This is a genomic window from Natrinema saccharevitans (assembly GCF_001953745.1).
Taxonomy (GTDB): Archaea; Halobacteriota; Halobacteria; order Halobacteriales; family Natrialbaceae; genus Natrinema; species Natrinema saccharevitans.
This window is the reverse complement of record NZ_LWLN01000001.1, coordinates 733,289-746,831: the sequence shown is the minus strand read 5'-3', so window position 1 is coordinate 746,831 and position 13,543 is coordinate 733,289. Positions and strand designations below refer to the sequence as shown.

Annotated in this window: 15 protein-coding genes; 9 read left to right on the top strand and 6 right to left on the bottom strand. The window is 64.6% G+C overall.

Annotation, left to right across the window (positions count from 1 at the left end; all coding sequences use genetic code 11):
- Window positions 1–99 precede the first annotated feature (99 nt).
- Window positions 100–231, top strand: coding sequence for a hypothetical protein (locus A6E15_RS21645; protein ID WP_277612877.1), 132 nt, complete (start codon window positions 100–102; stop codon window positions 229–231).
- 71 nt (window positions 232–302) lie between these two features.
- On the opposite strand, the gene A6E15_RS03890 is transcribed toward A6E15_RS21645, so the two are convergent.
- Window positions 303–725 (bottom strand): hypothetical protein, encoded by a 423-nt coding sequence (locus tag A6E15_RS03890; RefSeq protein WP_076143841.1) that lies wholly within the window; start codon window positions 723–725, stop codon window positions 303–305.
- Window positions 726–778: 53 nt separating this feature from the next.
- Window positions 779–1,462 carry a hypothetical protein gene (locus tag A6E15_RS03885; protein ID WP_076143839.1) on the bottom strand — a complete coding sequence of 228 codons (684 nt, stop codon included), beginning with the start codon at window positions 1,460–1,462 and terminating at the stop codon, window positions 779–781.
- A 142-nt stretch (window positions 1,463–1,604) separates the two neighbouring features.
- On the opposite strand from A6E15_RS03885, the gene A6E15_RS03880 reads away from it, so the two are divergent.
- Entirely contained in the window at window positions 1,605–2,294 is a 690-nt protein-coding gene (locus A6E15_RS03880) for a VOC family protein (RefSeq protein WP_076143836.1), read from the top strand.
- Between the two features lie 223 nt (window positions 2,295–2,517).
- Here the strand turns inward: A6E15_RS03880 and A6E15_RS03875 are convergent, their stop codons facing one another.
- The 3 genes from A6E15_RS03875 to A6E15_RS03865 all read right to left on the bottom strand — a co-directional run bounded on the left by A6E15_RS03875 (window position 2,518) and on the right by A6E15_RS03865 (window position 4,657).
- Window positions 2,518–3,291 carry an SDR family oxidoreductase gene (locus tag A6E15_RS03875; protein ID WP_076143834.1) on the bottom strand — a complete coding sequence of 258 codons (774 nt, stop codon included), beginning with the start codon at window positions 3,289–3,291 and terminating at the stop codon, window positions 2,518–2,520.
- Between the two features lie 354 nt (window positions 3,292–3,645).
- A complete protein-coding gene (locus A6E15_RS03870; RefSeq protein WP_076143832.1) occupies window positions 3,646–3,936 on the bottom strand; it encodes a DUF5779 family protein in 291 nt (96 codons plus the stop codon).
- 265 nt (window positions 3,937–4,201) lie between these two features.
- The gene (locus A6E15_RS03865) at window positions 4,202–4,657 is read right to left on the bottom strand and encodes a ferritin-like domain-containing protein (protein WP_076143830.1); all 456 of its coding nucleotides are present in this window, start codon (window positions 4,655–4,657) and stop codon (window positions 4,202–4,204) included.
- Between the two features lie 456 nt (window positions 4,658–5,113).
- On the opposite strand from A6E15_RS03865, the gene A6E15_RS03860 reads away from it, so the two are divergent.
- The 7 genes from A6E15_RS03860 to leuD all read left to right on the top strand — a co-directional run bounded on the left by A6E15_RS03860 (window position 5,114) and on the right by leuD (window position 12,527).
- Window positions 5,114–6,322 carry a LeuA family protein gene (locus A6E15_RS03860; RefSeq protein WP_245800597.1) on the top strand — a complete coding sequence of 403 codons (1,209 nt, stop codon included), beginning with the start codon at window positions 5,114–5,116 and terminating at the stop codon, window positions 6,320–6,322.
- Window positions 6,323–6,648: 326 nt separating this feature from the next.
- Window positions 6,649–8,466 carry a biosynthetic-type acetolactate synthase large subunit gene (gene ilvB / locus A6E15_RS03855; protein WP_076143826.1) on the top strand — a complete coding sequence of 606 codons (1,818 nt, stop codon included), beginning with the start codon at window positions 6,649–6,651 and terminating at the stop codon, window positions 8,464–8,466.
- Window positions 8,463–9,122 carry an acetolactate synthase small subunit gene (gene ilvN / locus A6E15_RS03850; protein WP_076143824.1) on the top strand — a complete coding sequence of 220 codons (660 nt, stop codon included), beginning with the start codon at window positions 8,463–8,465 and terminating at the stop codon, window positions 9,120–9,122. Before ilvB ends, ilvN begins: the two co-directional genes overlap by 4 nt.
- On the top strand, window positions 9,115–10,164 hold the full coding sequence (gene ilvC, locus A6E15_RS03845; RefSeq protein WP_076143821.1) for a ketol-acid reductoisomerase: 1,050 nt from the start codon (window positions 9,115–9,117) through the stop codon (window positions 10,162–10,164). Before ilvN ends, ilvC begins: the two co-directional genes overlap by 8 nt.
- A gap of 10 nt (window positions 10,165–10,174) precedes the next feature.
- Window positions 10,175–10,471, top strand: coding sequence for a hypothetical protein (locus tag A6E15_RS03840; protein ID WP_076143819.1), 297 nt, complete (start codon window positions 10,175–10,177; stop codon window positions 10,469–10,471).
- On the top strand, window positions 10,468–11,892 hold the full coding sequence (gene leuC / locus A6E15_RS03835) for a 3-isopropylmalate dehydratase large subunit (RefSeq protein ID WP_076143817.1): 1,425 nt from the start codon (window positions 10,468–10,470) through the stop codon (window positions 11,890–11,892). Before A6E15_RS03840 ends, leuC begins: the two co-directional genes overlap by 4 nt.
- Window positions 11,892–12,527, top strand: a complete 636-nt coding sequence (gene leuD, locus A6E15_RS03830; protein ID WP_076143815.1) for a 3-isopropylmalate dehydratase small subunit — start codon at window positions 11,892–11,894, stop codon at window positions 12,525–12,527. The genes leuC and leuD overlap by 1 nt, the downstream gene beginning before the upstream one ends.
- Window positions 12,528–12,793: 266 nt before the next feature.
- Here leuD and A6E15_RS20230 read toward each other — a convergent pair whose 3' ends face one another.
- Window positions 12,794–13,291, bottom strand: a complete 498-nt coding sequence (locus A6E15_RS20230) for a hypothetical protein (RefSeq protein WP_139326559.1) — start codon at window positions 13,289–13,291, stop codon at window positions 12,794–12,796.
- Between the last annotated feature and the right edge of the window lie 252 nt (window positions 13,292–13,543).

Below are 13,543 nucleotides of genomic sequence, written 5' to 3'. Positions count from 1 at the left end.
CGCGCCGATCGATCGGGCCGACCGGGACTGCTCCGGCCCGATTGCAACGGGAGAGCGTTTTTGTCTCTCGAGGGCGTACCGCCGGCCGGAGCGAGACGGATGCCACACGTTCCGAACTTCCCGTCCGAGGACACCGACGAGTCCGACGACGAACGGCGCGATCGGAATCCGGGGAGCATCATCGACCGAATCATCGGTGACGGCGAGTTGCCGGTCACGACCGGGAGCTGACACCCGGCCTCCCGTCGCTCCGTTTTTTCGCCCGCCGGCGTCGACGGTCGCTCGAGCCGACGGCGGAGCCGTCAGTCCGTCAGTGACTTCCCCGGCGGCGTGGCGTCGACGATCTCGAGGGATTTGCGGCGGCCGCTACGGTCGAACGCCGCGAACGAGCCCTCGCCGGGTTCCCACGGGGGGACGGCGACGAAGACCACCTCCGCGAGATCGTCGCGGCGGGTCACCGCGAGTTCGCCGACGGGATGGGAGACGAACCGCCCCTGTGTCTGGCGCGCGGGCGTCGACAGGTTCACGCCGAAGACAGCGTTGACGGCGTTGCCGGGGTCCGGCAGAAAGAAGTCGGTAAAAACCGGCGTCTCGGTCGGGAGATCGGCCGCTCCCTCGAGGTCGCCGGCCGGCGAGACCGAGACGCCGGTCGTCAGCTCGTCGGGGTCCGCATCGCTGGCCAGATCCAGTAGGACGTCGACGAGACCGCGAGTGACGTAGACCACAGGCGTCCTATGGGGGGCTGCTAGTTAGATGTATTCCCCGACGCGGCCCTCGTTCAGAACGGCAGCATCTCCCAGGCGGTCCCCGCGTACAGCCGCGGTGCCCGTTTTCGGGACCGAGAGAGCGCGGCCTCGAGGACGGCCGCCGCGTTCTCCATCACGCCGGCACCGTGGCCGACGAGAACGCGTTCGGGAGCGACGCCGCGCAGCGCCGACCGGGGCGGTTTCAGCCGCAAGGCCGGATGGACGCCGAGCGTCTCGTCGCCGGCCAGGAAGTAGTCGACGGTCCCGACCGATTCGGGGATCACGAACGTGCCGTCGGTCGGATTGTAGAGGGCCACCTCCTGCCAGAAGCGGTTGTCGACGACGGTGATCGCCCGGAGCCCGGTGTCGGAGAGTTCGTCGTCGAACCGGGCGACCGCGGCGTCGATGTCGCCGGTGACGCCCTCGAACCACTCGGGGAGATAGACAGGGACATCGTGGCGGTTCGCGACCGCGGCGGCGTCGCGTTTGTGCCGGTCGAGTCCGACGACGACGCCGGCCACGTCGCCGAACTCGGCCAGGAGGTCGTCGAGCCCCTCGGCGTCGACCGGGTCGATCACCCAGACCTCGCCGTCGATCTCGAGGGCGTGGCTGGCCCGCTGCATCCGCTCGTCGGGGTGGGCGATCCAGCCGACGCCGCCGTCGAATCGGTCGATCTCTCGGAAGTCCGTCGCTCGTTCGTCGGCGCGAAAACTCATGTCGTGTGTTATGAGCCACCGACGCATAAACGTAGGTAAACCCCGCTTCACGCGGTCGTCGTTGTCGACGGCCGACGGTCGGCCGGTTCGGTCGCTGGAGCGCGGCGACGCTTCTATGCGCCCGTCGCCCGTACGGTCGGCTATGGTATCCGGGCTGGCCTGGCTGGCGCTCGAGGCCAAGTACCTCGAGCCGGCAGCGGCGTTCTACGAGGACGAACTGGACCTGACCGTCCGCGAGCGCGGCCCCCGCGAGGTCGTCTTCGCGGCCGGCGACACCGACCTCGTCGTCCGCCGTCCCGACGGCGTCCCGCGGGGCGGGCTCCACACCCATTTCGCGTTCTCGATCCCCGACGCCGAGTACGACGACTGGTGGGTTCGACTGAGCGCCGACCACGACCTCGAGGAAGCACAGTTCGGTCCCGCTCGATCGCTGTACCTGTACGACCCCGACGGCAACTGCGTCGAACTCGGACAACGGGACGTGGCCGGGCCGGGCATCGACGGGATCTTCGAGGTCGTCCTCGAGGTCCGCGACCTCGAGCGCGCACAGGCGTTCTACGAGGTGCTGGGGTTCGACGCGGTCGACGAGGGCGACGACCGCAAGCGCGTACGCCTGCAGGGTCCGATGGCGCTGGAACTGTGGGAACCCCACCTCGGCATCGCCGACGCCCGCGGCGGCGTCCACGTCGATCTCGGGTTCGAGACCGACGATCCGGCCGCGGCGCTCGCCGCGGTTCGGGATCGGATCGGCTCGCTCGAGCGCGAGGCCGACGACGAGGTCGTGATTCGGGACCCGGACGGGCACGTCCTGACGTTTACCAGTAGAGCGTAACGCGGTTTCTTTATTCAAAATTCTATGCGAAATGGGGAGGACAGTTCGATCACTACACGCGCGAATCGATCACTGCACTCCGACCAGAGATGGCCGATCAACATCTGTCGATCGACGGCAAGTAGCGGCCGTGGTAAACGGTGACTGCCAGTGGGATAGTGCGACCAGTACAACACGGAAAATGATCCAACGGTCACTCCCCTCTGTGACCGTCGTTTAGCAGCTACTGTGTGTTCGTCATCCCGCCGTCGACGACGAGCGATTCACCGTTTACGTAGTCCGAGAGATCACTTGCGAGGTACAGCGCCGCATCCGCGACGTCTTCAGGTTGGCCCGCCCGCCGCGACGGGATCGCCTGCAAGAAGTCTTCTTCGGCGTCCGTACCCATAATCGGGTAGTCATCAGTCGTCATCGTCGTCTCGATCAGCCCCGGATGGATAGCGTTCACTCGAACGCCGTCGGGTCCCAGCCTTGCCGCCATCGCATACGTGAGTAGTCGCACGGCGCCTTTCGTCCCACAGTACGTGATGAACTCGCCCGAGCCCTCGAGGCCGGCGACCGACGAGAGGTTGATGATTCGTCCGCCATCGGCTTCGATCATCCGCTTTGCCGCCGCTTGCGCGCCGAAATAGACGCCTTTGACGTTGATGTCCATCATCCGATCGAACTCGTCTTCGTCGACTTCGAGGAAGTCCTCGCCGTGGAAGATTCCCGCGTTGTTCACCATCACGGTGACACCACCGAACTCCTCGGCAGCCTCGATCGCCGCTTCGAGATCGTCGGCGTTCGTGACGTCACACTCGACGAACGTCGCCTTCGACTGCGTTTCGGCCTCGATCAGTTCGTGCGTTGGTTCTCCACCCTCGCGAGGCGACGCCTGAATATCCGCGATAACGATGTCGGCTCCTTCCGAAGCGAACCGACGGGCAATCGCGCGTCCGTTGCCGCTGGCACCACCGGTAACAACTGCCACGTCGTCTGTGAGTAATGTGGACATTACACACGATCTAGGGCGAGAGAAGATATAAGCGTATCACAACTATACATCGCTAAATCCGCGTAATACGGCGGTCTGAAACGGTACTCACGATCGAGAGATTTGAGGGCTCTCCCGAATGCGAGTTTTTCGAACCACTCTGGAGAACGAAATCGCCCTCTCAACTACTGTTCCCGCGGTGTGCGTTCCGATCGTACCGAGCTGTACCCACCGCGCAGTGGCGCGCGCTGGAGAGCAACGCGAGGGGAACACGGACGACGCTCTCGCTGCGACCGAATCGACCGCGGAGGACGGTCCCTCCGCGTCGCCATGATCGCGAAACGACGGCGTTCGATTCGCTCGTCTCGAGAACAGTTAGAGCCGTTCGGTACTCACGTCCACGCCCGGCGGCGTCACCAGCAGGAACCCCCGGAAGTGAACGAGGTTGCCACCCTCCTCCCTGACGTCGCGCGCGAACCCCGCGGCCAGCTCGTTGACGTCGCCCTCGACGTTCAACACGAGGACGTTCCCCTTGGAGATCGTCTCGAGCCACTCCTCGGCCGGGGTATCCCCGTCGAGGACGCCCAGCACGATGCTGCCCTCGATCTCGAGTTCGTCGTCGATGTGTTCCTCGACGGTTCGGAGGTCGAGGTCGAAATCGCTCATGCGCCGTGGATGGCAGCGCGACGAGAAAAACGTTCGCCATCGACCGTTTGCTCTGCGGGCGCGCCTCCGGCGCGCCCTCGGGGAAATGTCGATCAAAAGCCTTCGTCACCCCCTTAGCCGCGCCTCCGGCGCGGCTTCGAGGGTTCCTCGGCCCGCTCGCTCACTGGCTCACGGCAGAGCCGTTCGCCTTCCCGCGGCGCGTAGCGCCGCGCACCCGTTCGCTCGCGGTCTTCAACCGTTCGCGGTGGCTATCAAGTCGGGCAGATTAGTCCATCGGGAACTCCTTCTGGAACCCGCGGAATTCCGTCCGGTGGGCCTCCTCGTCGGCGAGGATCGTCACCGCCACGTCCTCCGTGACCGGATCGTTGGCCTCCGTCGCGGCCTCGATCAGCGACCGGTAGGTCTCGATGGCGTCCTCCTCGGCCTCGAGGACCCCCTCGATGACCGACTGGACGTCGGTGGTGTCTTCGGGCGGCTGGAGGCCGTGCTGGTTGGCCTCGAACGACTCCGAGCCCGGCGGGGATTCGTCGAGCTGTTTCAGCCGTTCGCCGAGCATCCGGGCGTGGTCGAGTTCCTCTTGGATGTCCTCTTCCAGGCTCGTCTTGACCTCCTCGGCGTGGATGCCGTCGAGGACGATCGCGTTGGTCTGGTAGTTCATCACCGTCTCGAGTTCGTCGATGTACGCTCCGGTCAGCAGGTCGGTGATCTCGTCGGTCGTCATGCCGTCGGTCCTACGACGAGGCGACATAAAAATACGCACGTCTACCCGTCGCGGCGACCGCCCTCGAGGGACGGCCGACGATCCGAATCGAACTGAACGATCGATCACTTACAACGGCGAATATGGCTTCACATCTATCGTTCCGTGACGAACGCGGCACTGGCTGCCCGAACGTTCACTGCGAAGCGCGCGCCAGCGCTTGCAAGCGACGAACCGCCTTCGATCGCCCTCGTTTCGGGGCCGATCGGGGTTCGGTCGCACCGATCGTGCCGAGTTCTCCATACAGTACTAGGTCATAAATGTCAATAATAGGCCGTCGCAGTCATGCGATTTTCCGAACTCTCACGATCGATCGGGAGAGTCTAGTTCGCCGACGACTCCGTTCGCAGCGGTAGTTTTATATACCTCGTCGCACCTCGGGTTCAGATACAATGTCTTCACAAGACAGCCCATCCTCTGACAACAGTCAGGGGGGTCGAGTTCTTCCAGGGCACGTTAGATTCCACTGACGAAATAGAGTCAGCACGTGTCTTCGATACGACCCTCCGGGACGGCGAACAGTCGCCCGGCACATCGTTTTCCTACGACGACAAACGGCAGATCGCGTCCATCCTGGACGAGATGGGAACCCACGTCATCGAGGCCGGGTTCCCGGTCAACTCCGACGCGGAGTTCGAAGCCGTTCGTGATATCGCTTCGGCAACCAGTTCGACGACCTGTGGCTTAGCCCGCGTCGTCGACGGTGATATCGAAGCGGCCCTCGATTCCGGCGTCGAGATGGTGCATACGTTCGTGTCCACCAGCGACGTCCAGATCGAGGACTCGATGCACGCCACCCGGGAGGAAGTCGTACAGCGCGCAGTCGAGTCGGTCGAGCGCATCAAAGAGGCGGGCGTGACCTGCATGTTCTCGCCGATGGATGCGACCCGGACCGACGAGGAGTACCTGATCGACGTGATCGAAGCGGTCACGGAGGCGGGCACCGACTGGATCAACATCCCCGACACCTGCGGGGTCGCGACGCCGACCCGGTTCCGGGCCATGATCGAGAAGGTCTGTGCCCACACCGACGCGCGCGTCGACGTTCACACCCACGACGACTTCGGACTGGCCACCGCCAACGCGCTGGCCGGTATCGAAGCCGGCGCGGCACAGGCCCAGGTCTCGGTCAACTCGATCGGCGAGCGGGCCGGCAACGCAGCCTACGAGGAGTACGTGATGGCCGTCGAGTCGCTCTACCAGTGCGATACCGGGATCGATACGACGCGCATCACCGAACTCTCGAGCGTCGTCGAGGAGAAAAGCGGCATGGACACGCCGGGTAACAAGCCCGTCGTCGGCTCCAACGCTTTCTCCCACGAGAGCGGCATCCACGCCGCCGGCGTCATCGAGAACTCCGACACCTTCGAGCCCGGCGTCATGACCCCCGAGATGGTCGGGGCCGAGCGTCGACTGGTCATGGGGAAACACACCGGGACTCACTCGGTCCGGGAGCGACTCGTCGAGCGCGGCTTCGAGCCCACCGACGACCAGGTCAAAGCGGTCACCCGCCGCGTCAAGGACTACGGGGCCGAGAAGCGCCGGGTCACCGTCGACGACTTGGAGCGCTTCGCCGAAGAGGCCGGCGTCGAGCGCCGGAACGAGGAGGAGGAGGTGCGGATCTGAGGGATGTCCTCCCCGTTTGCCACCGTCCGCGAGCCCCGGCTATCGCGTTCGAGCGATCGGTCCCGGGTCACTCGTAAGGATTATATCCCTCGAGAAAGCTACGTAGACAGTAATGACGGTCGGCGCTTCCCTGTCGACGTCCGCCAACGCGGTCGACAGCAGCGCGTTCGGTTCGATTCGTATTGTAGGGGCAGCATAGCCCCTCATATAGTACTTCGTCGCTTCAGACCCGAATTCGCCGCATCGTTCTCCGAGCGATCAGCAACCCCCCAGATGACACACTACCGTACACCACCCGATCGCCGGCCAACGGCGGGAGGCAACCGATGAGCGAACGCGCAGCAAAGATTTCGCCAGCGGAAGAGGAACAGGACGACGACCAGATCACCGACAGCGCCGCGCCCGACGCGGCCGTCGAGGAGGACGCGACGAGCGACTCCGAGACGACGACCGAGCCCGTTACCTCGGGTGCCGAATCGGTCGTCCGCGCGTTGGAGAACGCGGGCGTCGAGTACGCCTTCGGCGTGCAGGGCGGGGCGATCATGCCCGTCTACGACGCGCTGTACCATTCGGACATCGATCACGTGATGATGGCCCACGAGCAGGGCGCGGCCCACGCTGCCGACGCCTACGGCATCGTCTCGGGCGAGCCAGGGGTCTGTCTGGCCACGTCGGGACCGGGCGCGACCAACCTCGTGACCGGCATCGCCGACGCCGACATGGACTCGGACCCGATGCTCGCGCTGACCGGGCAGGTCCCGACGGAGTTCGTCGGCAACGACGCCTTTCAGGAGACCGACACGACCGGCGTCACGACGCCGATCACGAAGGACAACACCTTCGCGAGCAGTTCCGACACCGTCGGCAACGACGTCAGCGAGGCCTTCGCGCTGGCCCGCGAGGGACGACCGGGGCCGACCCTGGTCGACCTGCCGAAAGACGTCACCAACGGCGAGACCGACCGCGAGCCCGACGCGCCGGCAGTGCCCGACACCTACGAGGTCCAGGAGCGGGCCGACGAGGAGACCGTCGCGGCCGCGGCCGAGCGGATCGAGAACGCCGACCGCCCCGTCATGCTGCTTGGCGGGGGCGTCATCAAGGGCGAGGCCAGCGAGGCCTGCCGCGAGTTCGCGATCGAACACGAGATCCCGGTCGTCACCACGATGCCCGGCATCGGGTCCTTCCCCGAGGATCACGAGCTATCCCTCGAGATGGCGGGGATGCACGGCACCGGCTACGCCAACATGGCGATCACCCACTGTGACACCCTGATCGGGATCGGCACCCGGTTCGACGACCGCCTGACCGGCGGCATCGAGACCTTCGCGCCCGACGCGGAGGTCATCCACGTCGACATCGATCCCGCCGAAATCTCGAAGAACATCTACGCGGACTACCCGCTGGTCGGCGACGCCGAAACCGTCGTCGAGCAGTTAGCCGAGGCGGTCGACGACTCGCCGGAAGCCAAGAAGTGGCGCGCCCAGTGCCAGCAGTGGAAGTCCGACTACTCGATGGCCTACGACGCGCCGAAGGACAAGCCGGTCCAGCCGGAGTTCGTCGTCGAGGCCCTGGACGAGGCCACCGACGACGACACCATCGTCACGACCGGCGTCGGCCAGCACCAGATGTGGGCCTGCCAGTACTGGACCTACACCGAGCCCCGCACGTGGGTCTCGAGTCACGGGCTCGGCGCGATGGGCTACGGCCTGCCGTCGGCGATCGGCGCGCGACTGGCGGCCGACGACGACCAGGACGTCGTCTGTATCGACGGCGACGGCTCGTTCCTGATGACGATGCAGGGGCTGTCGGTCGCGGTCCGCGAGGACCTCGATATCACGGTCGCCGTCCTCAACAACGAGTACATCGGGATGGTCCGACAGTGGCAGGACGCCTTCTTCGAGGGCCGACACGCCGCCTCGGACTACGGCTGGATGCCCGAGTTCGACAAGCTCGCCGAGGCCTTCGGCGCGCAGGGGTACCGGATCGACGACTACGACGACGTCGCCGACACCGTCGCGGACGCCATCGCGTACGACGGCCCCTCGGTGATCGACGTCCACATCGATCCCGACGCAAACGTCTACCCGATGGTGCCCTCTGGCGGCGACAACGGCCAGTTCGCACTCACGGAGGACCAGCTATGAAGAAGGGACTCGAGGGCCCACCACCGGAAGAGCGACCGACTCCCGCGGGACGGCGCAACAAGCAGGGCATCCGCATCGATCCCGAGGTCGAAGCGACCCACGACCCCCGCCGGACCGTCATCTCGGCGCTGGTCGAACACGAGCCCGGCGTCCTCTCGGACGTCTCGGGCCTGTTCTCGCGCCGACAGTTCAACATCGAGAGCCTGACGGTCGGGCCGACCGAGGACGACGACCGCGCTCGGATGACGATCGTCGTCGAGGAGCCCGATCCGGGCATCGATCAGGTCAAAAAGCAACTGCGCAAGCTCGTCCCGGTCATCGCGGTGCGCGAACTCGAGCCCGACGCCATGCGCCGGGAACTCGCGCTGATCAAGGTCGACGCCGACGACCCCGCACAGATCGCCGCCGTCGCCGAGATGTACGGCGGCAAGACCGTCGACTCGAGTCCGGAGACGGCGACGGTCGAGGTCACCGGCGCGCGCCAGAAGATCGAGGCCGCGGTCGAGACCTTCAGCCAGTTCGGGATCCGGGAGATCTCTCGGACCGGGACGACGGCGCTGGCCCGCGGAACCGACCCGACGGGGACGGCCGGCGCGACGGCACAGCCCGCCGACGAGGCGAACCACGACGAACCCTACACAGCAGACGATGACTGACGAATTCACCACCGACATCTACTACGACGACGACGCAGACGTATCGACGCTCGACGACGAGACCGTGGCCGTGCTTGGCTACGGGAGCCAGGGCCACGCTCACGCGCTGAACCTCCACGACAGCGGGGTCGACGTGATCGTCGGCCTGCGCGAGAGTTCGTCCTCCCGGTCGGCCGCCGAAGCGGACGGGCTGACGGTCGAGACCCCCGCCGACGCGGTCGCGGCGGCCTCCTACGTCTCCGTCCTCGTGCCCGACACCGTCCAGGCGGACGTCTACGAGAACGCCATCGCGCCGAACCTCGAGGCCGGCGACACGCTGCAGTTCGCCCACGGGCTGAACATCCACTACGCCCAGATCGAGCCGCCGGAAGACGTCGACGTGACGATGGTCGCGCCCAAGAGCCCGGGCCACCTCGTCCGGCGCAACTACGAGAACGACGAGGGGACCCCCGGTCTGCTCGCGGTCTATCAGGACACGACCGGCGACGCACAGGAGCGCGCCCTCGCGTACGCGAAGGGGATCGGCTGTACCCGCGCCGGCGTCATCGAGACGACGTTCCGGGAGGAGGTCGAATCGGACCTCTTCGGCGAGCAGGCCGTCCTCTGTGGCGGCGTCACCTCGCTGGTCAAACACGGCTACGAGACGCTGGTCGACGCCGGCTACTCGCCGGAGATCGCCTACTTCGAGTGTCTCAACGAACTCAAGCTGATCGTCGACCTGATGTACGAGGGCGGCCACGCCGAGATGTGGGATTCCGTCTCAGATACCGCCGAGTACGGCGGTCTCTCCCGGGGCGACCGCATCGTCGACGAGACCGTCCGCGAGAACATGGAGGAGACCCTCGAAGAGATCCAAGACGGCGAGTTCACGCGCGAGTGGATCCTCGAGAACCAGGCCGGTCGCCCGAGCTACAACCAGCTCCGGGAGGCCGAGAAGAACCACGAGATCGAACAGGTCGGCGAGCGCCTGCGCGACCTGTTCGCGTGGGCCGACGAGGAGGAAACGGAAGACGAGTCCGTCCAGGTGCAGGCGGACGACTGAGAGCGAACCCATGACAGCAAACGACAACACGGATACGATGGCCGAGATCAGCCACACCAACCCCTACACCGGGGAGACGGCCGGTCGACTGTTCAGCCGCGGGCCGATCGTCGCAGCGGACGGTGGCACGCCCGATGCGACCGAGCCCGACGACGCTGACGAGACCGACGAACGGGCCGACACGAAAGGGACCATGCGCGACGTCGACCACACGCCGCCGAAGGAGGCCGACGATGCGAACCGGGTCTTCGAACGCGGGACCGAACACGGACGACGCTCCGACAGCGACACGGTAGTAGAGGAATGAGCGAGGACACACTGTACGACAAGGTCTGGGACCGACACAAAGTCACCACGCTGCCGACCGGACAGGATCAGCTGTTCGTCGGGCTCCACCTCATCCACGAGGTCACGAGCCCGCAAGCGTTCGGCATGCTCCGCGAACGGGACCTCGAGGTCGCCTACCCCGAACTGACCCACGCGACGGTCGATCACATCGTCCCGACGGCCGACCAGTCCCGCCCCTACGAGGAGGACGCGGCCGAGGAGATGATGGCCGAACTCGAGGAAAACGTCCGCGAGGCGGGCATCGACTTCTCGGACCCGACGACGGGCGATCAGGGGATCGTCCACGTCATCGGACCGGAGCAGGGACTGACCCAGCCCGGCAAGACGATCGTCTGTGGCGACAGCCACACCTCGACCCACGGTGCCTTCGGCGCGCTCGCCTTCGGCATCGGGACCTCCCAGATCCGCGACGTGCTCGCGACGGGAACCGTCGCCATGGAGAAACAGAAGGTCCGCAAGATCCAGGTCGACGGCGAACTCGGCGACGGCGTCGAGGCCAAGGACGTCATCCTCGAGATCATCCGCCGGCTGGGCACCGAGGGCGGCGTCGGCTACGTCTACGAGTACGCCGGCGAAGCCATCGAGAGCCTCGGGATGGAAGGCCGGATGTCGATCTGTAACATGTCCATCGAGGGCGGCGCTCGCGCGGGCTATGTCAACCCCGACGAGACCACCTACGAGTGGCTGGAAGAGACCGACTACTTCCGGGAGAACCCGGAGAAGTTCGACGAACTCAAACCCTACTGGGAGTCGATCCGGAGCGACGAGGACGCCGAGTACGACGACGTCGTTCACATCGACGCCGACGAACTCGAGCCGGTCGTCACCTGGGGGACCACGCCCGGCCAGGGGATCGGCATCACGGATCCGATCCCGGAGCCGGAGTCGCTGCCCGCGGAGAAACAGGACACCGCCCGACGCGCACAGGAACACATGCGCGTCGAGCCCGGCGAGACGATGGAGGGCTACGACATCGACGTGGCCTTCCTCGGTTCCTGTACGAACGCCCGCCTGCCCGACTTGCGACGCGCCGCCCGGATCGTCGAGGGACGGGAGGTCGACGACGACGTCCGCGCGATGGTCGTCCCCGGCAGCCAGCGCGTCCAGAAGGCCGCCGAGGAGGAAGGGCTCAAAGACACCTTCGAGGAGGCCGGCTTCGAGTGGCGCAACGCCGGCTGTTCGATGTGTCTGGGCATGAACGAGGACCAGCTCGAGGGCGACGAGGCCTGTGCCTCCTCCTCGAATCGGAACTTCGTCGGCCGACAGGGCTCGAAGGCCGGCCGCACGGTGTTGATGAACCCGCAGATGGTCGCCACGGCGGCGATCACCGGCGAAGTGACCGACGTTCGAGAGCTGCCGGAAACGGAGGTGACCGCCTGATGGGCGACGAAATCGAGATTCCGGAGGTCGACTCCGTCGCCGGCTCGGGCGTCCCGATCCGAGGCAACGACATCGACACCGACCAGATCATCCCCGCCCGCTTCATGAAGGTCGTCACCTTCGACGGGCTGGGCGAGTTCGCGTTCTTCGATCTGCGGTTCGACGACGACGACAACCAGAAAGAGCACCCGTTCAACGAGGACCGCTATCAGGACTCCTCGGTGATGGTCGTCAACAGCAACTTCGGCTGTGGCTCCTCGCGCGAACACGCCCCGCAGGCGCTGATGCGCTGGGGCATCGACGCGATCATCGGCGAGAGCTTCGCCGAGATCTTCGCCGGCAACTGTCTGGCGCTCGGGATCCCGACCGTCACGGCCGACAGCGAGACGATCGAGGCCCTGCAGGACTGGGTTGACGAGAACCCCGACGGCGAGATCGAAATCGACATCGAGGCCGAGGAAGTCACCTACGGCGACGAGACGATCGACGTCACCGTCGACGACGCCCAGCGCAAGGCCCTCGTCGAGGGCGTCTGGGACACGACGGCGCTGATGAAGTCAAACGCCGGCGCGGTCCGCGAGACGGCTCGCGAACTGCCCTACGTCGACGACGCGGCGATTCCGGAAGCCGAATAGTCTCAGTCCTCGACCCGATCGAGTGCGATTTTCGATCGAGACACACTCTAGCCGACTCGAGTGAACTGGGATCGTCTCTTTTCGGGGTGGCTCGAGTTCCGTAATCCGGGTCCGTGTGGCTGTATCAAAGCTTACCTGCGAGAGTGCTATCGGAGAAAATATGCGAATTTCCGCGGTGAGTTCCCTGCATCCGTACCGCGAACACTCCTAATATGGACGGCACAGTCCTATCGGAAACTACGCCTGAAACTTCAAATAGTATGGTGTTACCGCGAACTGTTTGTAAAACGGCTAACTTCCTCTCGATATTCTGGAACGTTTTTAGCATCGATCCGCTCAACCGACCAGATCAGTGACTCACCACTAGGATGGACGTGCCCGTATAGTCCGATATAATTGCTTTCTTCGGTTGCCTCACCAACTGTAGAGAACTGTTCGTTTACTCCACTGAGTTCTCCCGTCACTTCGAAATACTCCGCTTTCTCCTCCCAAATAGCAGGGACGTACTCTTGATACGGTGGGAGCGGTGTCTCATCCATGTCCTGTCCGCGTTGAGTCGACTCGAGCGTTATCGTTTCAGCCACTGGTTCTGACTTGGCAGCACGTACCGTTACTGTTACATCTACACGTTCATTATGCATATTTATTATGGATATGTAAACTAAGTGAACATCTTCGGGAATTAGTCGCGAGGTACAACCAGCAGTACTCGATACAAGTCCGACAGCGACTGTTCCGAGGAGTTTTCGTCGGCTGAAATCCATCCGGTTAGAGAACATATTTTACTTGTACTATAAATATTTTTCTTATTTAATGTATTCGTGAGTAGATTCCACGAGAAAGAGACAGATTACTCGAGGCGAACGGCTTCGAAACCCACGCGTAACTCCCAACAGGTTCGGGGAGATCGACGAAATTTCTCGAGGTGGCCGCTTCGCTCGAGCGTCGTTTCGTTTTTGTCCCTAAGTTGATTCGAGAAAGAAGGGTATCGAGTCCTTGGGGTCGGATACCGTCAC